Raw genomic sequence first — 23,360 nt, 5'->3', positions numbered from 1 at the left:
CCTGTCGCGCGCGCATAATGTTCTCATTATGTTCTTGCACGGCGAGTTTCCATGCAGCTGTCCCTAGGCCTGGCCCGATCGCCGCTGGAAAGCGTCCGCGACGCCCTGCTCTGCGAGTTCGGCGCGCAGCGGCCGCAGGCGCGGATGGACCCGATCTCGCAGCTGGTGAAGTCGTCGATCAGCGGCCGCACCCAGGACGCCGTCTCGTGGAACGCCTTCCTGAAGCTGCGGGCCGAGTTCAAGTGCTGGGAAGACCTGGCCCGCGCCCCGGTCGCCGCCGTGGCCCGGGTCATCCAGGACGTCACCTTCCCCGGCGACAAGGCCCGCCACCTGACCACCGCCCTGAAGATGATCGAGGCCAAGGTCGGTTGGCTGTCGCTGAACCACCTCAAGACACTCGAGGTCGACCAGGCCAGATGGGAGCTGCAGGCCCTGCCCGGCGTCGGCGTCAAGGTCGCCGCCTGCGTGTTGAACTTCAGCGACTTAGGCATGCGGGCCCTGGTCGTCGACACCCACGTCGACCGCGTCGCCAAGCGCATCGGCCTGGTGGGCGCCGGCGACGCGACCCAGACCTACCACACGCTGATGAGCCTGGCGCCGGACGCCTGGACGGCGGATGACCTCTTCGAACTGCACTGGCTGATGAAACGGGGGTTGGGCCAGATGCTGTGCCCGCACGAAGGGCCCAGCTGCGGAGCGTGCCCGGTGCGAACCATGTGCGCCAAGGCCGGGGTTGGACATAGCGCGGACGTGATCGCGTGGCGGCCGCGGGGGTGACGCCTCGCCCTTCGACAAGCTCAGGGTGAGGGCTACTGACCTGCACTAGAAACCTCACCCTGAGCTTGTCGAAGGGCGAGGTTTCGGCCCCACCGACGCTGGAGGGTCGCACATGTACGATGTCCAATCCGCCTGGGTTTACATCCTGCGCTGCTCGGACGGTCTCTACTACGTCGGCTCACATCGCGGACCGGATCCCGCGGTCCGGGTAAGCGAGCACAATGCCGGCCTCGATCCGAAAGCCTTCACCTATCGCCGTCGCCCCGTGGAGCTGGTCTGGGCTGGCGACTTCCAGTTCATCACCGACGCCATCGCCTTCGAACGCCAGCTCAAGGGCTGGAGCCGTGCGAAGAAGGAAGCCGTGATCCAAGGCGCCTGGGAGGCGCTCCCAGATCTGGCGCGGAGCGGCCGCCCTCGCCCTTCGACAGGCTCAGGGTGAGGGCTACTTGCCGAGGACTACTTTCGGCGTCGCACTAGAAACCTCACCCTGAGCCTGTCGAAGGGCGAGGTTTCGGTCCCTCAGCGGTCACCGACCCTGCGCCAGCTCCGTGAACGTCTGCGTCCCGATCCCGTACTCCCGCCAGTCCTTGTGTTCGAAGTGCCACCACTCCTCGGTGTAGACCTCAAAGCCCTGGGCCTCCATGGCCTGGCGCAGCACCGCCCGGGCGGCGCGCTGCTTCGTCGTGCCGCCTACGAAGTCGGCATAGGCGCGGGGCGAGAACTCGTCGTAGCGGCTGGGCATGTCGACGACCTTGCCGGTCTTCAGATCGTATAGCGTCAGGTCCACCGCGCAGCCGCGATTGTGGCGCGAGCCCTTGCCCGGGCTGGCGACGAAGGCGTGGTATTCGGGCGGGGTGGCTTCCCAGAACATCCAGGTCACGAACCACGGCCGGTAGGCGTCGTGGATCAGCAGACCATAGCCCTTGGCCGCCAACGCCGCCTGGGCGCGGCCTAAGGCCTCGGCGGCCGGGCGTTGCAGATAGGCCGCGGCGCGCTCGTACAGCGGAATCCCCATGAAGTTGTTCGAGCCCGCATAGCGGATGTCGAGCTTGATGCGCGGGTCGACGGTGGTCAGGTCGACGAGGTCAGCCGGCCGGTGGGTCTGGGTCTCGACCGGCGGGGTCGCGGCCAGGGCCCGCTGGCGCAGCGCGACCGGGTCGGCGCGGACGGCGGCGTGGATGGCGTCCTGCGCCTCGGCCCCGAAGTCGTGGAAGGCCAGGCGCGCGCCGTTCAGCCGAACCGCGCCCTTCTCCAGCACCAACTCGCCGCCGCCGGCGATGGCGTAGCGGCCGGCGCCCTGCCCCGTCAGCCGCGCCAAGGTGAGGACCGCGCCGTCGACATGGAGCGCGCCGTCCTTCTCGAACACCGTCAGCGGCGCGGCCTTGTCGCCGTACTGGCCGATGGCGGCCCATTCGGCCCCAGTCAGCTTAGAGATCTGGGCGAGCGCCGGGGCGGCCGCGAAGGCGGCGGCGCCGGCCAGGAACGAACGTCGAAGCAGCGCCACTCAGCCGTCTCCTATTTCATCGTCGGGATGACGAAGCTGCTGTCGCCCACATCGCCTTCCGGCCAGCGGGCGGTCACCGTCTTGACCTTGGTGTAGAACTTCACGCCCTCGACGCCGTGCTGGTTGGTGTCGCCGAACGCGCTGCGCTTCCAGCCGCCGAACGTGTGATAGGCCACCGGCACCGGGATCGGCACATTGATGCCGACCATGCCGACGTTCACCCGGCTGGCGAACTCGCGGGCGGCGCGCCCGTTGCGGGTGAAGATGGCCACGCCGTTGCCGTACGGGTGCTCGGACGGCAGGGCCATGGCCTCGTCCATGGTCTCGGCGCGCACGATCTGCAGGACGGGACCGAAGATCTCTTCCTGATAGGTCTTCATGCCCTTGGTCACGCCGTCGAACAGCGACGGGCCGATGAAGAAGCCCTTCTCGTAGCCCTGCAGCGCGAAGTCACGGCCGTCGACCACCAGCTCCGCGCCCTCTTCCTGGCCGATGCGGATGTAGTCGGCGATCTTGTTGCGGTGGGCGGCGCTGACCACCGGACCGTAATGGGCGTCGGCATCGGTGGAGACCCCCACCTTCAGTGTGCCGATCTCGGCGACCAGGCGTTCGCGCAGTTCGTCGGCGGTGCTCTTGCCGACCGGCACCACCACCGGCAGGGCCATGCAGCGCTCGCCGGCCGAGCCGAAGGCCGCGCCTGACAGGTCCTTCACGACTTGGTCCATGTCGGCGTCGGGCAGGACGATGCCGTGGTTCTTGGCCCCGCCCATGGCCTGGACGCGTTTCCCGTTCGCCGTGCCGGTCTGGTAGACGTAGTGGGCGATATCGCTGCTGCCGACGAAGCTGACGGCGCGGATCAGCGGGTGGGTCAGGATGGCGTCGACGGCGATCTTGTCGCCGTGAACCACATTCAGCACGCCCTCCATCTCTTGGCCAACTTGCGCGCCGGCTTCCATCATCAACTCGGCCAGCTTCACCGGCACGGTCGGATCCTTTTCCGACGGCTTGAGGATGAAGCTGTTGCCCACCGCGATGGCGATGCCGAACATCCACATCGGGATCATGGCCGGGAAGTTGAACGGGGTGATGCCCGCAACCACGCCCAGCGGCTGGCGCATCGAATAGATGTCGATGCCAGGGCCCGCGCCCTCGGTGTATTCGCCCTTCAGGATGTGGGGGATGCCGCAGGCGAACTCGATCACCTCCAGGCCGCGCTGAATGTCGCCCTTGCTGTCGGCGATGACCTTGCCGTGCTCCGACGACAGGATCTCGGCGAGCGAGTTCATGTCGCGCTCGATCAGGCGCTTGAACTCGAACATCACCCGCGCGCGGCGCTGGGGGTTGGTCGCGGCCCAGCCAACCTGGGCCTTGGCGGCGACCTGGACGGCGGCGTCCAGCTCGGCGTCGGTCGCGAACTGGACCCGGGCCTGGACCTCGCCGGTATTGGGATTGAAGACGTCGCCGAACCGGCCGGAGCTACCGACCAGGGCCTGGCCGTTCACGAAATGGGCGATGTCTCGCATGATGCGCTCCCTGACGCTTTATTTTCGGGGTGATTATAGCCCCGCCTCACTCGGCGTCGACATGCACCCTACGGAACCGGCCCTGCAGATAGACCAGCGGCTCGTGGTCGGGATCGTAGCGCAGCTTGACCACCCGCCCGACATAGACCCGGTGGTCGCCGGCGTCGAAGACTTGGTGGGTCTCGCATTCGAAATTGGCCATGCAGCCAGGCAGGATCGGCACGCCCGTGCGCCAGGTCTCGGTCTCGAGCCCGGCGAAGCGGTCAGCGTCCTTCTGCACGAACTGTCGCGCCAGGGCCTGGTGCTCGGCGTGCAGTACGTTGACGGCGAAGCGCCCGGCCGCGTCCAGGGCCGGCAGGCTGGCCGACTTCAGGTCGACGCAGATCAGGGCCAGCGGCGGATTCAGCGACACCGACGTGAAGGAGTTGGCGGTCAGCCCGACCTTGCGACCGTCCTCGGCCAGGGTGGTGACCACCGTCACCCCGGTCGTGAAGCATCCGAAGGCGTTGCGCAGGGCGCGAGCGTCATGCTCGGCGCCCTCCCCCAGTTCGATCGTGACCGCTTTACTCATCACCTAAGGATGTGGGGCAAAGCGCGACAGCGGGCAAGCTCTAGGCTTGAGGTCCCTCAATCAAAACGCCCGGCCGGCTCGCATCCAGGCCGAAGGTGACAGGCAGGTGGCGCACGTGCGGGGTTTGCAGGCCCAGCGCCTTGGCGCCGCGCGCGACCGCCAGCTTGCCCAGGGCCGTGGGGCCGAAACCGTTCTGGATGCGCGGCTTGGCGCCCAGGCGGCGGCGCAGCACGCCGTTGGCGTAGATGACGTTGGCGCGCATCAGGGCGGGCGGGGTCATGAATTCGATAGAGATCGAGACGTTCAGCATCGGGCCGTTCTCGATACGGTGCGGGGCGTTCTGACGCCAGGTGACCATGTTGCCCGGCGTCAGGGTGACCTCCTGGGCGGCGGCGTCCCATTCGGGCTCGAAGGCGAACTGCTCGGCGGTCTCGCGCAGCACGATCTTCTCCAGCGCCAGGTCGCCTACATAGGGGTCGGCCACCGGATAGACCCACACCTTCTTCTCGCCGCGGATCTGCCACAGCGACACCAGCGGCACGTCGAGGTGGTAGAAGACCTGGGCGTTGGCGCTGCTGATCAGCATGCCGACGTCGCGCTTGAAGGTGTGCAGGCCCGGCACATGCGCCTGCTTGTCGGCGAAGATCTCGTCGCTGAGGGCGGCGTATTCCGGCACGTGGTCATTGGTCTGGCGCAGGTTCAGCCAGATGCGGCCGGTCTTAGCGCCTTCCAGCAGCTGGTCGCCGGTCAGATTGCCGGCCGAACCCTTGCGCCAGGTCGTCCAGGCCTTGGGGTCCTCGCCCATGGTGAAGACGCCCAGCCTGTCGCGGGGATAGAGGTCGAGCAGGCGCGCCAGCCCCTCGTCGTCGAACATCGGACGCTCATGCAGCGCGTGCTTGAACATCAGGTTTTCTTGGCCGAAGGCCTTGGCCTTTTCCGGCGTCCAGTCGGTGATCACGCTCATGCGGTCCTCCCGTAGAATTGGATCTTGAAGGGGCCAAACCACAGGGTCTTCCCCAGCCCCCGGGCGGCGCGGTCCAGCCAGTCGGCGCGGTCGTGGGCGCGGGTCAGCCACTTGAAGCCCGCGACGGCGCCGAACACGGCCGCCTGTCCCAGGCCGATGACCATCCAGCGGGCCACGCCCACGTAATCTCTCGGGATCGCCGCGGCGCAGTGCGAGCTGGGCCCCTGGCCGTAGGCGAAGGCGCGGGCGATCGTGTAGCGAAGGTTCAGGCGGGACAGCACCGGCTCTTCCCAGACCCAGGCGGCCGGCTCCCAGGCGAAGCGCGCGCCGGCCGCGCCCATGTGGCCGAACAGCATGTCGTCCTCGCCGCCGATGTGGTTGCGCTCTTGCGAGAACGGCGCGACCGGGTCCGGCAGGGCTGCGCGGCGCAGCAGGCTGTTGCCGCAGCCATAGTGGCGATCGAGAACCACCGCCTCGGAAGGTCCCTCGCGGGAGAAGAAGCGCTCCAGATAGTCGCGGTGCTCGACGACATGGGCCGGGGCGCGGGTCTTCACCGGTCCGAACACCACGTCGGCGTCAAAGCGCTCACGCGCGGCCAGCAGCCCGGCGAGCCAGCCGGCCGGCGCTTCCTCGTCGTCGTCCAGGAAGGCGATCAGGTCGCCCGAAGCCTTGGCCATGCCGGCGTTGCGGGCGAAGGCTACGCCAGGGCGCGGCTCGTGGACATATAGGACCGGGAACGGCGCGGTCTTGGCCAGGTCATTCGCCACGGATTGGGCCGACGGGACCTGGTCGTTGTCGACGATCACCAGCTCCAGCGTCGAAGGATCGACGCCGGCCTGGCCGAACACCGAACGCGCCGCGACGGCCAGGCCGTCGGGACGTCGTTGGGTCGGGATCATGATCGTCACGCGCGCCATCAGCCCTCCGGATGCTCTCCATGCCGGCGCTGCGCCTTGGCGGCGACCGCTTCGACGAAGTCACGCACCCGGCCGCCCATGGTCAGTTCGGTGCTGGCGATGGCTTCCATGCGCCGGCGCAGCTGGCCGACCGGACCGGTGCTATGGGCGCCGGCCAGGCTCCAGGCGCTCTCGACCGACAGGGCCATGCGGCCGGCGATGCTGGCCGCCGTCGCGGCGCCCTCGCCGATCGTCACCGCGCTGAAGGCGTAGCTACGCTTGTAGTGGTCGTGGCCCGGACCCAGGTCGTAGCGAGTCAGGCCCATCTCCGGCATGGCGGCGATGGCCCGCAGGAAGAAGATCTGTCCCGGCGACCAGGCCGCGTGGGCCGGGTTCGTCGAGGCGATCCACGGGTGATAGGCGTCGCCCTGGCGAATGCCGAAGTGGCCGCCGACCAGCTCGTCGCCGGCATAGAGGTTGATCATCCAGCCGCGGAAATCGCCGTCGCGCTGGGCGAACAGGTCGGCCATCAGCTCGCGCGTCCAGTCCGAACGCAAGAAGTCGTGGCCGCCCGTGCGGATCAGCTGCTCACGCTTCCAGTCGATCAGCTGGTTGAAGGCCTCGCGCGAGGCATCGCCGGCCACCAGCCGCACCTCGCCGACCTCGCGGCCCAGCTTGTTGTCCAGCCGGCGGTAGTTCTTGATCTTCTTCGGGCTCTGCGCCCGGACGGCCTCGAGATAGGCCTCGGCGGTCAGATCGGCCAGATCGATGACATAGGCCGTACGATCGGTGCGCGACGCGGCCGGGAACACCCCGTGCGGATCCATCAGGCCGGTGTAGCGGAACAGGCTGACGCCGGCGGCGCGCAGCACGTCCTCGATCCGCAGATTGGCGTCGGGACGGCCGACCAGACCATGATAGTCCGACAGCGGCGAGCCGATCGGCCGCGCCAGACCGCCGGGACGATGGTGATAGGCCAGAAAGCCCAGGGTCTGGCCGTCGCGGCGGGCCACAGCCACACGCGCGTCCTCGCGCACCTTGCCGACGGCCAGGGCGAAATCGGGACCCAGCAAGGGATTGCCGAAGCCCTGCCCGGCGCTCGCCAGGCTCCGCCACAACGCCACGTCTTCGGCGCTCAGCAGGCTCGGGTGAAAGGTCTCGACGTCCAACATGTCCATCTGTCCTACTCCGGGGCGGGTTAGGGAAAGATGGACCAAAGCCTGCAATCGTCAGGCCATGTGTCAGCCAGCCGACACTTAGCCGAACGTCGTTCTCAGGATGGTCTCCAGCCAGTGCTGGTCGGTCTCGTCAAACGCCGCGGGACGGTCTGAATCCACATCGAAAACAGCGATCAGCTGGCCGTCCGGACCGAAGACCGGCACGACCACCTCGCTCTGCGAGCGACCGTCGCAGGCGATGTGTCCCGGAAATGAGTGCACATCTGGGACAAGCTGTGTCTCACCCGTGGACGCTGCAGCTCCGCACACGCCGCGACCGAACGCGATGCGCAGGCAGCCCAGCGTGCCCTGATAGGGCCCGACCACCAGCTCGCGCTCCTTCGCGGGATCCACAACGTAGAAGCCGGTCCAGAAATAGTGGTCGAAGCTGTTGGCCAGCATCGAGGCCACCGTCGCCATGCGGGCGGTGACATTGGGCTCGCCGTCCAGCACGGACGCGATCTCGTCGGCGACCTCGGCATAGCGGGTCGCCTTGTCGGCGGAGAGGATGATGTCGTTGAACGCTTCGGCCATGGCGGGGATATAGCGCGCCGCGCGGGGGATGTCAGAGGGGTTTGATCGCGATCTCAGGTCAGTCCGCGACGACCGAACACTGCGCGGCTCTCCGGGATGGCCGCCGTCCGCGTCCGAACGGCCGTCTCGCGCCAGATCTGTTCCGCACCGGCCAGCCGGCAGAGCCAGCGACAGACCACGAGCGCACCGCCCCCGATCAGCGCCCAGGCCAGCGGCCCGCCGCCGGGTGTGCGCCAATAGGTCAGCAGAGCCATCACGCCCGGTCCGCCGACCAGCAGCGCGCCGGTCGCCAGACGCAGCCTGCCCAGCACGGTTCGGGGCCGGCGCGCGTCGGCGATGACCATGCCCAGCCACGCCAGCAGCGCCCAAAACGGAAACAGCAGCAGAGGGCCAGGCCGCAGCATGTTCGAAACCACCTCGGTCAGCTGGGCGACCAGCTTACCGGGCGCGCCCATCCGGAACAGAAGATCGGTGGTGAAGGTGATCGCCAGCAGCAGCAGGCTTGCGACGACAGGGCCGACGACGGCGTGGATCAGGGCGCGAGACATCGAAAACCCTCCGTTTGGCTCCATCTAGGCCGGCCGCCCTTACTAAACCTCAAAGAGAGCCATTGACCCGACGACCGGCCAGGGCGAGCCTTGCTCAACCATCATGGACCGATCGATGAAGCGCCTCGCCCTCGCCAGCGTCCTGGCGCTCACCCTCTCCGCGCCTGCCTTGGCCCAGGTCGCCCCGCCAGCGCGCCTGAACGACGCTGCTCTGAGCCAGGCCCTGGCCGGACGGCTGGCGGAACTGGGTGAGGACTATTCGGGCGTGGTGCTGGTCGCCCGTCGCGGCCAGCCGTTCGCGACCTTCGCCCAGGGGTGGGCCGACCGCGAGCGCCAGATCCCCAACCGCGCCGAGACCCGCTTCCGCATCGGCTCGGTCAACAAGATGCAGACCGCCGTCGCCGTGCTGCAGCTGGTCCAGGCCGGCAAGGTCGATCTGGACGCGCCGCTGATCACCTATCTGAAGGCCTATCCCGACGCCGCCTGGGCACGGAAGGTCACCCTGCACCACCTGTTGAGCCACAGCGGCAGGGCCGGCGACATCTTCGGGCCGGCGTACGACGCCCGGCGTGAGGCGCTGCGCACGCCCCAGGACTTTATCGACCTCTACGGCGCCCGCGCCCCGGACTTCGAGCCTGGCGCCAAGTGGGACTATTCCAACTACGGCTTCATCCTGTTGGGCCGAGTGGTCGAGGTCGTGTCAGGCCAGAGCTATCCCGACTACATGCGCGACCACGTCTTCGCGCCGGCGGGCATGACCGGCAGCGGCTTCGAACCCGAGACCGTCGATGTGCCCGATCGCGCCGTCGCCTACGAACACGAAGAGGCGGCCTATACCCGCCCCACCCTGCCCTGGCGCGGCACGCCGGCCGGCGGCGGCTATGCGACGGCCCAGGATCTGCTGAAGTTTGCGATCGCGCTATATGACGGCCGCCTGCTGGACGCCGAGCACCGGCGGATCCTGACCACCGCCCGCTTCGACGACGGTGACGGCATGCGGTTCGGCTATGGCGTTGCGATCTATCCCGGCGCGCTGCCCATCGTCGGCCACAACGGGATCGCCCCCGGCATGTCCGCCGAACTGCGGATCATCGCCGACGGCGAAGGCGTCGTCGTCGCCCTCAGCAACGTCGCCCCTCCGCGTCTGGCCGGTCGCCTGGCCCGGTTCGTCTCGGACCGCTTCACCGCCCCCTGATTCACGACGCCCTGAGGCCTTACAGCTTCTCGGCCCGCTCGGTCGCGCGGCGCTTGACCACCCGGAACAGCAGCGGCAGCAGCTCCCAGCTGAACGCGCCGACGATGAAGCCGAACAGATAGGCCTCGCGCAGCGGCGTCCACGGGATCACCGGCAGCGCCGCCTTGACGAAGAACACGGCCAGGATGACCGCGGCCGGCGTGGCGCAGGCCAGCCGGATCAGCAGCTCGCGCAAGGCGGCGCGGTCGGGCGCGCCGGCCAGCACCAAGCCGTAGACGGCCACGCCGCCCAGCGCGCCCACGATCGCGCGCAGGCGATCGGGATCGAACTCCATCGAGGCCTCCTCAGCCCGGGATCTTGGGAATGTCGGCTCAAGGGCGCCCCAGGCGGCCCCGCCGTTAAGAAATGTGCCGGGCGGGAGGCGAAGAGTCGATCGGTCTCGAAAGCCCATGCGTCCGGATCTGACGCAGACTCACGACGATCATGATGTGTCGGAAATTGGAACAAATAGAGAACTAACGACGTCCGAGTTTCCGCAACGCCGCGCGCATGGCCACGGCCTGGGCGGCGGGCGGCTTGCCGGGCGCAGCGCCGGGATCGAGCGCGCCGGTCACCTCGACGGCGGCCTCCAGGGCGGCGACCTGAACCCGGACCTCCTCGAAGGCTTCAGGATCGGCGACGGGCGCCCCAGCCTTGACCTTGGGCGCGGGGACCAAGGCAGCGACCTTGCGGGCGGCGGCGGCCATCTGCCCGCACACGCGGGCCTTGTCGCGCGCCTTGAGCAGCACGGCGGGATCATCACTGCGCTCGGCCAGATCCCAGGCCGCGTCGAGGGCGGCCATCATCTTGGCTTGCAGGGCGGCGCACCATTGGGCGGGAGTCTGGGCTTGGGTCATGTTCAAAGCATGAGGCCGCCCCGGGCGCCGAGGATAAGAAATCTGCGTTTTCGTGTAAGCGGTTGAAATCGCTTAGCCGCCTCCGGAAAAGCATGGGGATACAGCGCCCCCTCCAGCCCTTCGGGCCAGCTCCCCCAATTCACGGGTGAGGAGGAAGCGTCTCCTCCCCTAGGGAGGTCCCCTGTGGATAACTTTCAATCTTGGGAAGGTTTGGTAGGCCCGGAGGGACTCGAACCCCCAACCAGACCGTTATGAGCGGTCGGCTCTAACCATTGAGCTACAGGCCCGCGCGGATACGTGTGAGCGTACGCGAGAGCCGGCGAATAACATGAGCCGAACGCGGCTTAAAGCTCCGGTTCAGGTTGGAACTGTCACCAAAGGAACCGTAGGTGTTCGGCCACACTTCCCCTGCGCCGGACAGCCCTGGAGAAACACGATGATCAAGACCGCTCGCCGCCTCCCCGCCATCGCCCTGCCTGCCCTGGTCGGCGGTGCGCTGCTGCTGGGCGCGGCCGCGCCGGCCCTGGCCCAGAACGACGCCGCTTTCCGGGCCACGACCTTCAGCCTGTCGGCCTATGGCGAGACCAATGTCGCGCCGGACATGGCCACCATTACTCTGGGCGTGCAGACCCAGCAGGCCACCGCCGCCGAAGCCATGAAGGCTAACGGCGCGCAGATGAACCAGGTGATGGCCGCCCTGAAGAAGGCCGGCATCGCCGAGCGCGACATCCAGACCTCGAACCTGAACCTGAACGCCCAATACGCCTATGAGCAGAATCAGCCGCCGAAGCTGACCGGCTATCAGGCCTCGAACCAGGTGACGATCACGGTGCGCGACCTGACCAAGCTGGGCGCGGCGGTCGACGCCACGGTCGGCGCCGGCGCCAACACCATCAACGGCATCAGCTTCGGCCTGAAGAACCCGCAGGTCGCCGAGGACGCCGCCCGCCTGGAAGCCGTCAAGGCGCTGCAGGCCAAGGCCGAGCTGTATGGCCGCGCCACCGGCTACAAGGCCGTGCGCCTGGTCAATCTGAACGAAGGCGCGGGTTTCAGCCAGCCGACCCCGCCGATGCCGGTCATGGCCTTCGCCAAGCGCGAAATGGCCGACTCGACCAGCATCTCGGCCGGTGAGCTGAAGGTTCGGGTGGACGTCAGCGCCACCTACGAAGCCGCGAAGTAAGCGCCCTTCCCGGGACGCACGAAAAAGCCGCCGTCGGAGCGATCCGGCGGCGGCTGGTTTGTATCTGGCCCTAGAAGCCGGCCTTCTTGAAGGCCCGCTCGACCCGGTCCTGGATCTCCAGCCCCGGCAGGGCCTTCTCGCCCTCCATGACCGCGACATAGGTCAGGGCCTGGGACGGCTTGCCCGGGCTGGCCGGCACCGGACCAATGGCCCAGCCGACGGTGTTGGCGGCCACGGCGGGATTGGGACAGCTGAAGAAGCGGGCGGGCTTGCCGGCGCTGGTCTTCAGCAGCGCCTCGGCCGTGGTCTCGGCCCCGTCGCAGGTCGGCAGGGTGCGGGCGCAGGTGACGTAGCCGCCGGCGCGCCAGACCAGCCGGCCCTTTTCGTCGCCGATCACCACGCAGGTCGAGGGCGAGCCGATCGAGCGGCCGATCGCCTCGACCAGCGCGCTCTCGTCGACGCCCTCGGGCAACTTGGGCGAGCAGGCCGACAGACCCGCCCCCATGAGACCTAAGGTGAGGCCCAGCAGCAGCAAACCCCGCATCAGGCGCCGCATCAGGCCGCCTTCTTGATCTGGTTGCCTTCGTCCAGCAGCACCACGGTCGGGGCGTAGTTGCGGGCTTCCTCGGCGGCCATCTGGCAGTAGGTGACCACGATCACGAGGTCGTTCTTCTGCACCAGGCGGGCGGCCGCGCCGTTCACGCCGATGACCTTGGAGCCGCGCGGGGCCTCAATGGCGTAGGTGGTGAAGCGCGCGCCGTTGGTGATGTTCAGCACGTCGACCTGCTCGTTGGGCAGGATGCCCGACGCGTCCAGCAGGTCGCGGTCGATGGCGATCGAGCCTTCGTAGTCGAGGTCGGCCTGGGTGACCGTGGCGCGGTGCAGCTTGGCCTTGAGCATGGTCAGAAGCATGGCGGGGAAACCTATCCCTTTGATGGAACTGTTGTTTTCCGAGCCGCCACACACAAGGCCCGCTATGAGGTCTCGCCATATAGCCACGAACCCCGCCCCACACAATCGCACCGCAGCATCGGAAAACGTTAACAGCGTCGCTGTTTCGCGCTATGGATTGAAAGAACACGGTTCTGTGGGGGAAGCCGATGCGTCACCAAAGAGCATGGACGATCGCGGGGGCGGTCGTTGTCGTGACGGTTGCGGGGGCGGCCTTTAGCCTGGCCCAGACGCGGCAGGGCAACGCACCCAGAGACGCCACAGGCGCACCGACCATTCGGCCAGGGATCGCCGCCGCCTTTGTCGACCCGCCGCGCAGCCGGGTGGACTGGCAGGGCGCGGTCGGCGGCTTGAGGCAGTCGGGCGGCGCGGGCGAGAGCCTGGGGGCCAATCTCGACAGGGCCGAGGTCGACCGCATGGCCGTGCCGATCCTGCTGCCACGCGACGCCAAGCTGGCGGCCGGGGCGCGGATCTACAGCTTCGGCGACTACTACACGATCACCGCCGACACGGCCGGCGGCGGGGTGTCGTTCAGCGGCACGACCACGACCGTGCCCCTGCCCGCCAACAAGCCGCTGAAGATCGAGGGGGACGCCGCCGAGATGCTGACCGTCCAGCGCACGGTCGACGGCCAGTTGGCCAGCTTCGTGCGCTACGGTGTGCTCTACACGGTGGAGATCCGCTGCGACGCGCCCAGCGACCCGCGCTGCGTCGACGACAACTACGTGTTGGGCCTGGTCGGCAAGACCAACGCCGTTGTGATGGGCCAGGCCGCCCGCGCCGCCGCCGGGCTGGGAGGCTGACCATGCGCGCCCTGCCTTTCCTTCTGACCGCCCTGCTCGCCGCTGGCTCGCTGGCTGCTTGCGACGACACCACCAAGACCGCCGGCGGCGCGGTCCATCCGCCCTCGCCCGAGCCGGGGCCGCCCAAGCCCGACGACGCGCCGGTCGACGGCGGGGCCGAGCAGCCGTCCAGCGAGCCCGTGCCGCCCAGCCCCGAACCGGCCGTGCAGCCCAGCGAGCCGTCCGCGCCGTCGGGCGCCAGCTTCCCGCACAATCCGGCCGGGTCGTTGCCGACCGGCCAGGGCGCCGGCTATCTGGACCGCACGGTGTGGTCGCCGACCATGTGCTGGCCGCTGGCCGAGGCCGGTTTCGCCAATTCCCAGGTCTATGGCCCGGGCGGCGGCATGGGTCCGGCCGGCAAGCCCAGCCAATGCGATACGCTGAACTACAGCCTGCCCTGGCGTGACAACTTCTGCGAGGCCCGCTCGCGCGCCAACCCGCTGTGCGCCGGGGCCGGCACGGGCCACCAGGGCCAGGACATCCGCCCGGCCAGCTGCAAGAAGAACGAGCATTGGGCCGTCGCCGCCGAGGCCGGCACGGTGACCGACATCGGGACCTATACGGTGACGCTCGTCGCCAAGGCCGCGCCGCACTACACCTATCGCTACCTGCACATGCAGATGGCGACCCTGGCGGTGAAGGAAGGCGACAAGGTCGTGGCCGGGCAAAAGCTGGGCAAGGTGTCCAACGACTTCGGCGGCACGCCCACCACCATCCACCTGCACTTCGAGCTGCGGGCCGGCGTGGCAGGGACGACGACCGATGGCAAGCCGATCGCCCTGCACACCTTCCTGCCGCCCTATCTGAGCCTGGCGGAGGCCTATCAGCGCAAGCTGGACGGCAAGCCCTGCGCGAGCTGAAGGCGCCGGGCGACTCTGGGCCGGATAATGACCCCGCCCGGGTTGGCGGCGGCCGTCCCAGCCTTTAGCCTCGAGGACCAGTCAGGATCTCGGGGAACAGGCCGCCATGAACCGTCACAAGATCCTAGGCCTGGCCGCCACCCTGCTGGCCGCCCTGACCTTCTCCGGCGTCGCCCGGGCTCAGGCCCCCGCCCCTGCCCCGATCAAGGTGAAGGTCTTCGTCGCGGCCATGTTCGAGATCGGCGAGAACACCGGCGACCGGGCCGGCGAGTTCCAGCCCTGGTACGAGCGCTACTGGCGCCAGAGCCCGCCCCGAACGGTGCGAGGCGCGCTGAAGCCCGTCTATTGCGACGCCGACGGCGTCTGCGGCGCGACCCTGGGCATGGGCAAGGTCAACGCCTCGGCCTCGATGCAGGCCATCCTGCTGGACCCGGCCTACGACTTCTCGCAGGCCTATTTCATCCTCAGCGGCGTCGGCGGGACCCCGCCGTCGCGCGGCACGATCGGCGACGTCTCGTGGGGCAGCTGGCTGGTCGACTACGACCTGGGCCACCGCTGGGCGCCGGAAGAGAACACGCCCGGCGCGCCGACCTTCATGCCGCGGGCCGGTTATGAGGACTATCGCCGCTTCCAGCTGAACCCGGCCCTGGTGGCCTGGGCCGTCCGCCTGTCCCAAGGCGCTCCCCTGCAGGACAGCGACGACGCCCGCCGCTACCGCATGCGCTATGCCGATCCCCGCGCCCGCGCTGCGCCCTCGGTGACACTCGGCACGCACATGACCGGCGATGCCTTCTTCCACGGCCCGGGCCTGTCGAAGGAGGCCCAGTACATCGCCAAGCTCTACGGCGCCGACGACTACGTCATCACCGAGATGGAGGCCGCCGCCCTGGCCCTGGTGATCAAGCGCCAGTGGGGCACGGACCGCATCCTGAGCCTGCGCGGGGCGGTCAATTTCGACCAGGGCGCGCCCGGGGAAACCACCCTGCAGCACCTGGATCCTGCGCCGGGCCAGACGGCCGGCGGCTTCGCCGAAACGGTCGCCAATATCGGCGCGGTCGGGTCGCGGGTCGTGGACCGCATCGTCGCCGAATGGCCGCAGTGGCGGGACGGACCGCCGCCTCTCTGAGCCGGGGTTCAGCCGGCGGCGACGACCGCGATGGCCAGGGCCTCTCCGCCGTCGACGATGGCGATCAGGCGGTCGATGTTGGGGTGCGCGCCAGGACGTTGACGGGCGTCGGCCGCGTGCTCGCCGAACACCGCCAGGCCGTGCTCGGCGGCCTTGGCGTCCAGGGCCCCGAACTGCTGGTGCAGATACTGATAGACCGCCAGCGAGCCCTGCTTGCCGGGCGCGTTCTCGATGCTGGCGACCACGGCGCCCTGGGCGTTGGTCAGGTCGATGCGCTGCACGCCGTCGACGGCCGGCAAGTGCTGGAGATTGTCCTTGAAGGTCGCGCCCGGTTGAATCATCGCCAGCTCTTTTCACATGCCTGAGTATAGGGACGGGCCTGTAACACCCCGCACGGACGTCCGCCATGGCGCGCGCGGCCGAGAAAAGTCGGAGCGCCCTGTCGGCTGCGGCCGCGCCGGATCGTCTTCTCCAGGAAGAGGAGGCCCCGCATGACAGTGCGCGAACAGATCGACAGCTATATCGACGCCCAGCCCCCGGCCAAGCGCCAGGACTTGCGGGACCTGCACGATCACCGGCTACTGCATCCGGTTCAGGTCCGTGAAGGACGTGGACCTGGCCGTGCTCGAGGAGGTCGTCGCCGACGCCCTCCTCCCCGAACCGGAGGACCAGCGCCCTAGAGCTTGAAGGCCCCGCCCTCGATCTTGGCGTGCAGGGCCTTGGTGATCTTCACATAGCCCTTTTCCGGGTCGCGGAAGTACAGCGGGTCCTTGGTCTTGGCGGGGTCGAAGCCCTCGGTGACCAGGTCGATCTTGCGGTACTTGAAGGTGCCGGTGGTCTCGATGGCCGGTTGCAGGCGCACGAACAGCGGGCGGGCATAGGTCGGCAGCTGTTCGTCGACATGCTTGGCGAAGGCTTCGAGGTCGAACTCGGGCGTGGTGACCAGCGAGACCATGCCGGCCTTGCCGTCCAGCTCGGCGATCTTGACGCCGTAGACGTTGATCTCCTGTACGCCGTCGAAGCCGGCCAGGCGCTCGGACACCTCGCTGGTGGCGACGTTCTCGCCCTTCCAGCGGAAGGTGTCGCCGATGCGGTCGACGAAATAGATGTAGCCGTCGCCGTCGATGCGCATCAGATCGCCGGTGCGGAACCAGGCGTCGCCCTTGCTGAAGACGTCGTGCAGCACCTTCTTCTCGGTGGCGGCCTTGTCGGCATAGCCGACATAGTTCGAGCGCGCGTCGCTGCCGATGGAGCCGATGCACTCGCCCACCTCGCCGGGCTTGACCTCGATGCAGTTGCCGTCGGTCCCGCGGATCGGCTGCTCGGTCTCGACGTCGAACTTGACGATGCGGATGTTGAACTTGCTGCGCAGATAGCGCGGGATACGACCCACCGCGCCGCGCCGGCCGTCGAAGTTGAACAGCGAGACGTTGCCCTCGGTCGCACCATAGAACTCCAGCACGTCGCCGACCTTGAAGCGGTCCAGCATGTCGTTCCAGACGTCGGGGCGCAGGCCGTTGCCGAAGATCAGGCGCAGCTTGTGGGCGCGCTCCAGGTCGTGCTCGGGCTGGTTGGCCAGGTAGCGGCACAGCTCGCCGATATAGACGAACATCGTGCAGTTCTCGCTGACGATGTCGGGCCAGAAGTGGGTGGCCGAGAACTTCTTGCGCAGCACGATCGAGCCGCCGTTCAGCAGGCCCGCGCCCAGGGCGCAAAGGCCGCCGGTGGCGTGGTACAGCGGCAGGGTGACGTAGATACGATCGGTTTCCTTGGCCCCGGTCGACCCCGCGAAGCCGCGCATGTAGAGCTGGGCGCGCATGTGGGTGATGCGCGCGGCCTTGGGCAGGCCGGTCGTGCCGCTGGTGAAGATGAACAGCGCCGTGTCCTTGGCCACCAGGCCGTCGCGGGCCGTCTCGCGGTCGGGGCGCAGCTGGCTGCAGCTCTTCAACGCCTTGACGAGATCGCGCTGCTCGCCGTGGGCCGCGCCCAGGACCCACTGGTGCACGTGGCGGTCCAGCTGGCCCTTCACATCCTCGAAGCACGGCGAGGTCTCGGGATCGACGATGCAGTGCATGGCCTGAGAGATCTTCAGGCAGTGCGCCAGGGCAGCCCCGGTAAGCTGGTTGTTGATCAAGGCCGTGGCTACGCCGACCTTGGTCAGGCCGTACCAGATGGCCATGTACTCCAGCCGGTTGGGCATGAAGAGCGCCACGGTCTGGCCGCGGGTGATCCCCTGCCCCTTGGCCCAGTGCGCGTAGCGGTTGGCCATGGCGTCCAGCTCGGCATAGCTGATCGTCTTGCCTTCGAAGGTGATGGCGGGGCGGTCGCGCCACTTGTCGACGGCCGTTTCCAGGTCGTCGCAGATCAGGTTGTTGCTGTCGGGAGCGATCGACTTCACGCGCTTCAGCGTCCGGGTCAGCCCCCCGAGGAACTTCAGCTCCCGCTTGATCTTCACGCTCAGACGCATACGGCTCTCCCTATTAAAACAACCATTGGAGAGCGCCGGGGGTCGGGTCAAGCCGACCGGTGCTGCATCGCAAACCTAACGCGCTTCAAAGCATGTCTGGGTTCAACCCGGGACGCGAAAGCGAACCTCGTTACGCTTGAAGTCCATGGCCACCGTGTCGAACCGCTGCAGGATGTCCGAGCCGATGATGATCGACGGTTGCTCGCGAAAGCCCCAATAATCAAAGGTGTGGATGGGTCCTATGACCAGCGGCACGTTCCGCAGCGTCATCTTGCCGACGGTCAGACGCGAGAGAATCGCTTGGCGCCCGGGCATCACCTGGCCGGTCACGCTGCGCAACTCGGTCGCCATCAGCGGCCCCAGCACTGCGTCGTTGTCGCGGGCGGCGTCCAGCAGCGCCAGGTTGCCCACCGTGGTGGTCGAGCCGCTATCGACGAAGGCGATCAGGCGCTGCAGCGGCATGAAGGCGTCCACGAGAGTCAGGCCGCTGCGCAAGAGCCGCGACTTGACGATCACCGTCATAGCGTCGGCCACCGGCAAGGCCTCGCCCACGGTCATGCGTCGCCGCTTGTAGTCCAGCAGCAGGCTCGCGCGGCTCAGCCAGTCCAGACCCAACACACCGTCCATGCGCAGCTGCGCACGGGGCAAGATCGAGACGGTCATGTTGTGGCGGACACGTCGTCCGGCCCCCAGGCTGGCGACCTTCGCCGTCTCCACCGCCTGCGAGCCCGCAATGCTGTGCAGCCGAAAGACCCCGCCGCGCGGCAAGGAAAGGGCGGCCGCAAGCTCCGTTGTGATCACCGAGCTGTTGGCGCCGGTATCGACCAGGAAATCGAACGGCCCCTCTCCGTTGACCAAGGTTCGCACGGTCAGCCGCCGGGCGGCGTCCAGATATTTTAGGGGGTCGGTGGTTGGCGTTGCGGGCGGCGCGTCCTGCCCGGCCAGCACCACGCTGGGCGAGGCTGCGGCGCCGGCGATCAGTCCCATGAGCGCGCGGCGCTCGACGCCACGATCAACCATCGCGTCCTCCCCTGGAACGTTCCGCTGGGGACGTTCTCTTATGGGAAGGACGCTATACAGGTCCGCCGAACAGCGCCAGATAGCGCCGTTCGCTGATAATCCTTAGTCCTGGCCGACGGCTTGGCGACGCTGGTCGTCGCGGGCGGCCTTCAGCTTCTCGGCCACCAGGAACGCCAGTTCCAGCGCCTGCTCGCCATTCAGACGCGGGTCGCAGTGCGTGTGGTAGCGGTCGGCGAGATCCGTCTCCGAGACCGCACGGGCGCCGCCCAGGCATTCGGTGACGTTCTGGCCGGTCATCTCCAGGTGGACGCCGCCCGGGTGGACGCCTTCGGCCTGGGCGATCTCCACGAAGCTCTTCACCTCGCCAAGGATGCGGTCGAACGGACGGGTCTTGTAGCCGGTCGAGGCCTTCAGTGTGTTGCCGTGCATCGGGTCGGTGGCCCAGACCACCGAGCGGCCAGCGGCCTTGGTCGCCTTCATCAGGCGCGGCAGGCGGTCGGCGATCTTGTCCGAGCCGAAGCGGCCGTACAGCGTCAGGCGGCCCGGTTCGTTGTTCGGGTTCAGCACGTCGATCAGACGCAGGAGGTCGTCGCCCTCCATGGTCGGGCCACACTTCAGGCCGATCGGGTTCTTCACGCCGCGCATGAACTCGATGTGCGCACCGTCCAGCTGACGGGTGCGCTCGCCGATCCACAGCAGGTGAGCGCTGGTGTCGTACCAGTCCCCCGAGGTGCTATCGACGCGGGTCATGGCTTCCTCGAAGCCCAGCAGCAGGGCCTCGTGGCTGGTGAAGAACTCCACGCGCTTCAGGTCGGGCTGGGTGTCGGGGGTGACGCCGACGGCCGACATGAAGGTCAGGGCCTCGCTGATCTTCTCCGACAGCTCGCGGTAGCGCGCGCCCTGCGGGCTGTCGCCCACGAAGCCCAGCGTCCAGCGGTGGATGTTGTAGAGGTCGGCATAACCGCCGCTGGCGAAGGCGCGCAGCAGGTTCAGGGTCGCGGCCGATTGGCCATAGGCCTTCAGCAGGCGGTCCGGGTCGGGCTGACGCTCGGCGTCGTTGAAGTCCATGCCGTTGATGATGTCGCCGCGATAGGACGGCAGCGTCACGCCGTCGATCGTCTCGATCGGCTCCGAGCGCGGCTTGGCGAACTGACCGGCGATGCGGCCCACCTTCACGACCGGCTTGCCGCCGGCGAAGGTCAGCACCACCGCCATCTGCAGGATCAGGCGGAAGGTGTCGCGGATGTTGTCCGCGTGGAATTCCTTGAAGCTCTCGGCGCAGTCGCCGCCCTGCAGCAGAAACGCGCGGCCCTCGGCCACGTCGCCCAGCAGGCTCTTCAGACGACGCGCCTCGCCCGCAAACACCAGCGGCGGCATCTGGCGAAGCGTCTGCTCGACCCGGTCCACAGCGCCCGCATCCGGATAATCGGACGGGATGTGTTTGGCGGGTTTAGCTCTCCAGGCGGCGGGGGTCCAACGGGCGGTCATGTCAGGCTCTGTAACTAGAAGGGCGGCGTAGATACCGCGAAAGGAATAAAAAGGCAAAATCGTGCGGCGCGATACCGCAGATAGACCCGGGCTAGAAATTTCGTTGTCGCGTTACCGGAAAGCAGCGCCGGTTTTTTGCGCGACACCGCAGGCGATGACGGTCAGCGCCCCGAGCGCCAGCCACCATTCCTGCCAGACGCCGAAGCTCAAACCGCCGATCACCAGATAGGACACCGTGGCCGCCGCCGCCATGGCCCCGTCGCGACGGCTTTCCTCGGTCCAGCCCACGACCCGGTACAGCACCCAGGCGAAGAAGGCCGCGACCAAGGCCGCGCCGACCGCCCCCAGCTCCAGCCACAGCTGCATGGCGGCGTTGTGGGTGTGCAGCGGAATGGCGTCGCCGAAGGTGCGGGCCGCGTCGATCCCCCAGCCGCGCAGGGCGTGGTGCAGGATCTGGTCGGCGGTGAACGCCCAGATGTTCAGCCTGTGATCCCAAGACGGCGGCACCAGCACGTGCAGCCACGAGAAGAAGCCCGAGCGTACGCCCCACAGCACCACCATCGGCGCGAAGACGAACGGGGTGACCACGATCGGGATCAGGGTGCGCGTGAAGGGCTTGCCCAGCACCCGCACGCCCAGCCAGGTCAGGCCGCCCAGCAGGATGGCCGCCACCGGCGCATCGGCCCCAGTCAGGTGGCCGCCCAGGGCGATCGCCCCGGCCAGCAGGGCGATCAGGACGTTGCGGCCGCGGAAGCCCGCGGCGTCCAGGATGCGCGCGCAGGGCCAGATCAGCAGGGCCAGCGGGTACATGGCCAGCGACACCTTGACCATCGCCAGGTCCGGGCGGATCGGATCGCCGATCGCCACCCGGGCGGCCTGGTAGATGCCCGCCTTCAGCAGGCCATCCAGCACGCCGATCAGGGCCAGCAGGCCCACGCCGACCAGCATCACCCAGCCGGCCAGGCGCGCCGAGCGCCGCGACATCGTCCCCAGCGCCGCCACCGCCGCGCCGTAGAAAACCAGCTGCAGCAGCAGCTTCAGGGCCGTGAAGTTGCCGATGTCCTTGCCGCGCTTGATCCGCTCGACGTCCGGCGCGGCCGGGCTCCAGGACAGGCTGATCAGCGCCCAGACCACCAGTACCGCCAGCAGCGCCATCGGCCCGATGGCCGGCCGCGAGCGCGCCAGGCTAGAGGACGTCAGGCCCGGGATCGCCAGCAGGCCGACCAGGGTCAGCAGCGGCGCAAAGCCCAGCGGAGCCAGGTAGCCCAGCAGCGGCGTCATCACCATCAGGAAGACGGCCACGCCGCCCAGCCAGCGCGTCCGGCGCTCGCCCTCTCCCAGGACCTCGTCTTGCGTCATCCAATCCCGCCGACTTCGACGGGCATGTACTTCTCGCGCAGGGTGACCAGCTCTTCGGCCAGGGTCGGGTGCACCGCGCAGGTCGAGTCCCACTGCTGCTTGGTCACGCCCATCTTCACGGCGACGGCGGCCATCTGGATGATCTCCGGCGAGTCCGGGCCAACCACGTGGACGCCGACGACCTTCTGGTCCTCAGGGTTCACCACCAGCTTCACCAGGCAGCGCTCCTGGCCGCCGTAGAAGGTGATCTTCATCGGACGGAACACCGAGCGGTAGATGTCGGCCCCGCCGAACGCGTGGCGCGCCTCGGCCTCGGTCATGCCTACCGAACCCACGGGCGGCTGGGAGAACACCGCCGAGGCGACGCAGTCGTGATCGAAGGTGGTCGGGTTGTTGTAGAACTCGGTCTGCGCAAAGGCCGCGCCCTCGCGGATCGCCACCGGCGTCAGGTTGATGCGGTCGGTGACGTCGCCGACGGCCCAGATGCTGGAGACATTGGTCTTGGAGTGCTCGTCAACCTGGATCGCGCCCTTGTCGTTCAGCTTCACGCCGACCTTCTCCAGGCCCAGCCCCTCGACATAGGGGTCGCGGCCGGTGGCGAACATCACGGCCTCGGTCTCGAAGGTCAGTTCGTTGGTCAGGGTGCTGACGAGGACGCCGTCGTCGTTCTTCTCGATCTTCTGGTGCGAACAGCCCAGCACCACCTTGATGCCGCGCTTTTCCAGCTCGTCGGCCAGGTGGGCGCGGACGTCGTCGTCGAAGCCGCGCAGGATGTTGGCGCCGCGATACAGCAGCGTCGTCTGCACGCCCAGGCCGTTGAAGATGCCGGCGAACTCGACGGCGATATAGCCGCCGCCGACGATCAGGATGCTCTTGGGCAGCTTGGGCAGATGGAAGGCCTCATCGGACGTGAAGCCGTGCTCGGCGCCCGGGAAGTCCGGCTTCACCGGCCGGCCGCCGGTGGCGATCAGGATCTTCTTGGCCGTATAGGTCCCCGCATCGTCACTGCCGTCCTTGGGCAGCACTTCCACGGTGTGGGCGTCGATGATCTGGGCGCGGCCGTGCAGCAGGTGCGCGCCGGCCTTCTGCAGGTTGGTGACGTACATGCCCGACAGGCGCGCGATCTCGACGTCCTTGTCGTGGATGAAGCTCTTCCAGTCGAAGCTGGCCTCACCGATCGTCCAGCCATAACCCTTGGCCGTCTTCAGCTGGCTGGTGACCTCGCTGGCATAGACCATGAACTTCTTGGGCACGCAGCCGCGGATCACGCAGGTGCCGCCGACCCGATACTCCTCGGCGACGGCGACCTTGGCGCCGGTCATGGCCGCCAGACGCCCCGCCCGCACGCCGCCCGAGCCGGCGCCGATGACGAAGAGATCGAAGTCGTAGTCAGCCATCGCGGCCTCCGGAAGAACTCTAGCTTGGATGGCTTACTTAGGACG

The 23,360-nt window shown here is 68.1% G+C and carries 25 protein-coding genes and 1 tRNA gene; 7 read left to right on the top strand and 19 right to left on the bottom strand.

Features of this window, described 5'->3' with window-relative positions:
* Positions 1-51: 51 nt before the first annotated feature.
* The gene (locus ABDW31_RS08070) at positions 52-777 is read left to right on the top strand and encodes an endonuclease III (protein WP_184718111.1); all 726 of its coding nucleotides are present in this window, start codon (positions 52-54) and stop codon (positions 775-777) included.
* A 112-nt stretch (positions 778-889) separates the two neighbouring features.
* Positions 890-1,216, top strand: coding sequence for a GIY-YIG nuclease family protein (locus ABDW31_RS08065; protein WP_184718109.1), 327 nt, complete (start codon positions 890-892; stop codon positions 1,214-1,216).
* 87 nt (positions 1,217-1,303) lie between these two features.
* On the opposite strand, the gene ABDW31_RS08060 is transcribed toward ABDW31_RS08065, so the two are convergent.
* The 8 genes from ABDW31_RS08060 to ABDW31_RS08025 all read right to left on the bottom strand — a co-directional run bounded on the left by ABDW31_RS08060 (position 1,304) and on the right by ABDW31_RS08025 (position 8,534).
* Positions 1,304-2,281: a M15 family metallopeptidase gene (locus ABDW31_RS08060; protein ID WP_184718107.1), complete on the bottom strand. Its 978-nt coding sequence runs from the start codon at positions 2,279-2,281 to the stop codon at positions 1,304-1,306.
* Positions 2,282-2,292: 11 nt separating this feature from the next.
* Positions 2,293-3,804, bottom strand: coding sequence for a CoA-acylating methylmalonate-semialdehyde dehydrogenase (locus tag ABDW31_RS08055; protein WP_184718105.1), 1,512 nt, complete (start codon positions 3,802-3,804; stop codon positions 2,293-2,295).
* A 46-nt stretch (positions 3,805-3,850) separates the two neighbouring features.
* Entirely contained in the window at positions 3,851-4,375 is a 525-nt protein-coding gene (locus ABDW31_RS08050) for a flavin reductase family protein (protein ID WP_184718103.1), read from the bottom strand.
* Positions 4,376-4,415: 40 nt separating this feature from the next.
* Positions 4,416-5,339, bottom strand: a complete 924-nt coding sequence (locus ABDW31_RS08045) for a hypothetical protein (RefSeq protein ID WP_343698465.1) — start codon at positions 5,337-5,339, stop codon at positions 4,416-4,418.
* Complete coding sequence (locus ABDW31_RS08040) at positions 5,336-6,256, bottom strand: glycosyltransferase family 2 protein (protein WP_184718099.1); 921 nt, start codon at positions 6,254-6,256, stop codon at positions 5,336-5,338. The genes ABDW31_RS08045 and ABDW31_RS08040 overlap by 4 nt, the downstream gene beginning before the upstream one ends.
* On the bottom strand, positions 6,256-7,407 hold the full coding sequence (locus tag ABDW31_RS08035; protein WP_184723753.1) for a GNAT family N-acetyltransferase: 1,152 nt from the start codon (positions 7,405-7,407) through the stop codon (positions 6,256-6,258). Before ABDW31_RS08035 ends, ABDW31_RS08040 begins: the two co-directional genes overlap by 1 nt.
* Before the next feature lie 84 nt (positions 7,408-7,491).
* A complete protein-coding gene (locus ABDW31_RS08030; protein ID WP_184718097.1) occupies positions 7,492-7,986 on the bottom strand; it encodes a GAF domain-containing protein in 495 nt (164 codons plus the stop codon).
* Positions 7,987-8,039: 53 nt separating this feature from the next.
* On the bottom strand, positions 8,040-8,534 hold the full coding sequence (locus ABDW31_RS08025) for a hypothetical protein (RefSeq protein ID WP_184718096.1): 495 nt from the start codon (positions 8,532-8,534) through the stop codon (positions 8,040-8,042).
* Positions 8,535-8,649: 115 nt separating this feature from the next.
* Between ABDW31_RS08025 and ABDW31_RS08020 the strand changes: the two genes are divergently transcribed.
* The gene (locus ABDW31_RS08020; RefSeq protein WP_184718094.1) at positions 8,650-9,729 is read left to right on the top strand and encodes a serine hydrolase domain-containing protein; all 1,080 of its coding nucleotides are present in this window, start codon (positions 8,650-8,652) and stop codon (positions 9,727-9,729) included.
* Between the two features lie 19 nt (positions 9,730-9,748).
* On the opposite strand, the gene ABDW31_RS08015 is transcribed toward ABDW31_RS08020, so the two are convergent.
* The 3 genes from ABDW31_RS08015 to ABDW31_RS08005 all read right to left on the bottom strand — a co-directional run bounded on the left by ABDW31_RS08015 (position 9,749) and on the right by ABDW31_RS08005 (position 10,912).
* Positions 9,749-10,063, bottom strand: a complete 315-nt coding sequence (locus ABDW31_RS08015; RefSeq protein WP_184718091.1) for a hypothetical protein — start codon at positions 10,061-10,063, stop codon at positions 9,749-9,751.
* 181 nt (positions 10,064-10,244) lie between these two features.
* The gene (locus ABDW31_RS08010) at positions 10,245-10,625 is read right to left on the bottom strand and encodes a hypothetical protein (protein ID WP_184718089.1); all 381 of its coding nucleotides are present in this window, start codon (positions 10,623-10,625) and stop codon (positions 10,245-10,247) included.
* A gap of 211 nt (positions 10,626-10,836) precedes the next feature.
* A tRNA-Ile gene (locus ABDW31_RS08005) sits at positions 10,837-10,912 on the bottom strand.
* 149 nt (positions 10,913-11,061) lie between these two features.
* Between ABDW31_RS08005 and ABDW31_RS08000 the strand changes: the two genes are divergently transcribed.
* The gene (locus ABDW31_RS08000; RefSeq protein ID WP_184718087.1) at positions 11,062-11,805 is read left to right on the top strand and encodes an SIMPL domain-containing protein; all 744 of its coding nucleotides are present in this window, start codon (positions 11,062-11,064) and stop codon (positions 11,803-11,805) included.
* A gap of 70 nt (positions 11,806-11,875) precedes the next feature.
* On the opposite strand, the gene ABDW31_RS07995 is transcribed toward ABDW31_RS08000, so the two are convergent.
* Positions 11,876-12,361 (bottom strand): hypothetical protein, encoded by a 486-nt coding sequence (locus ABDW31_RS07995; RefSeq protein ID WP_343698464.1) that lies wholly within the window; start codon positions 12,359-12,361, stop codon positions 11,876-11,878.
* On the bottom strand, positions 12,361-12,717 hold the full coding sequence (panD, locus tag ABDW31_RS07990) for an aspartate 1-decarboxylase (RefSeq protein WP_172268659.1): 357 nt from the start codon (positions 12,715-12,717) through the stop codon (positions 12,361-12,363). The genes ABDW31_RS07995 and panD overlap by 1 nt, the downstream gene beginning before the upstream one ends.
* A 188-nt stretch (positions 12,718-12,905) precedes the next feature.
* Between panD and ABDW31_RS07985 the strand changes: the two genes are divergently transcribed.
* From ABDW31_RS07985 to ABDW31_RS07975, 3 genes are all read left to right on the top strand, one after another.
* Positions 12,906-13,559 (top strand): hypothetical protein, encoded by a 654-nt coding sequence (locus ABDW31_RS07985; RefSeq protein ID WP_184718085.1) that lies wholly within the window; start codon positions 12,906-12,908, stop codon positions 13,557-13,559.
* Between the two features lie 2 nt (positions 13,560-13,561).
* On the top strand, positions 13,562-14,458 hold the full coding sequence (locus ABDW31_RS07980) for a peptidoglycan DD-metalloendopeptidase family protein (protein ID WP_184718083.1): 897 nt from the start codon (positions 13,562-13,564) through the stop codon (positions 14,456-14,458).
* 106 nt (positions 14,459-14,564) lie between these two features.
* Positions 14,565-15,584, top strand: a complete 1,020-nt coding sequence (locus ABDW31_RS07975) for a purine nucleoside permease (protein ID WP_184718081.1) — start codon at positions 14,565-14,567, stop codon at positions 15,582-15,584.
* 8 nt (positions 15,585-15,592) lie between these two features.
* Here the strand turns inward: ABDW31_RS07975 and ABDW31_RS07970 are convergent, their stop codons facing one another.
* From ABDW31_RS07970 to gor, 6 genes are all read right to left on the bottom strand, one after another.
* Positions 15,593-15,925 carry a DUF2322 family protein gene (locus ABDW31_RS07970; RefSeq protein ID WP_184718079.1) on the bottom strand — a complete coding sequence of 111 codons (333 nt, stop codon included), beginning with the start codon at positions 15,923-15,925 and terminating at the stop codon, positions 15,593-15,595.
* A 335-nt stretch (positions 15,926-16,260) separates the two neighbouring features.
* Positions 16,261-18,051 carry a long-chain-acyl-CoA synthetase gene (locus ABDW31_RS07965; protein ID WP_184718076.1) on the bottom strand — a complete coding sequence of 597 codons (1,791 nt, stop codon included), beginning with the start codon at positions 18,049-18,051 and terminating at the stop codon, positions 16,261-16,263.
* A gap of 102 nt (positions 18,052-18,153) precedes the next feature.
* Entirely contained in the window at positions 18,154-19,071 is a 918-nt protein-coding gene (locus ABDW31_RS07960) for a retropepsin-like aspartic protease (RefSeq protein WP_343698463.1), read from the bottom strand.
* A 102-nt stretch (positions 19,072-19,173) separates the two neighbouring features.
* Positions 19,174-20,559 (bottom strand): 3-deoxy-7-phosphoheptulonate synthase class II, encoded by a 1,386-nt coding sequence (locus ABDW31_RS07955; RefSeq protein ID WP_184718072.1) that lies wholly within the window; start codon positions 20,557-20,559, stop codon positions 19,174-19,176.
* 111 nt (positions 20,560-20,670) lie between these two features.
* A complete protein-coding gene (locus ABDW31_RS07950; RefSeq protein WP_184718070.1) occupies positions 20,671-21,918 on the bottom strand; it encodes an O-antigen ligase family protein in 1,248 nt (415 codons plus the stop codon).
* Complete coding sequence (gor, locus tag ABDW31_RS07945; protein ID WP_184718068.1) at positions 21,915-23,315, bottom strand: glutathione-disulfide reductase; 1,401 nt, start codon at positions 23,313-23,315, stop codon at positions 21,915-21,917. The genes ABDW31_RS07950 and gor overlap by 4 nt, the downstream gene beginning before the upstream one ends.
* Positions 23,316-23,360 lie beyond the last annotated feature (45 nt).

Source organism: Caulobacter sp., from assembly GCF_039596335.1.
Taxonomy (GTDB): domain Bacteria; phylum Pseudomonadota; class Alphaproteobacteria; order Caulobacterales; family Caulobacteraceae; genus Caulobacter.
This window is presented reverse-complemented; position numbering and strand designations above follow the sequence as displayed.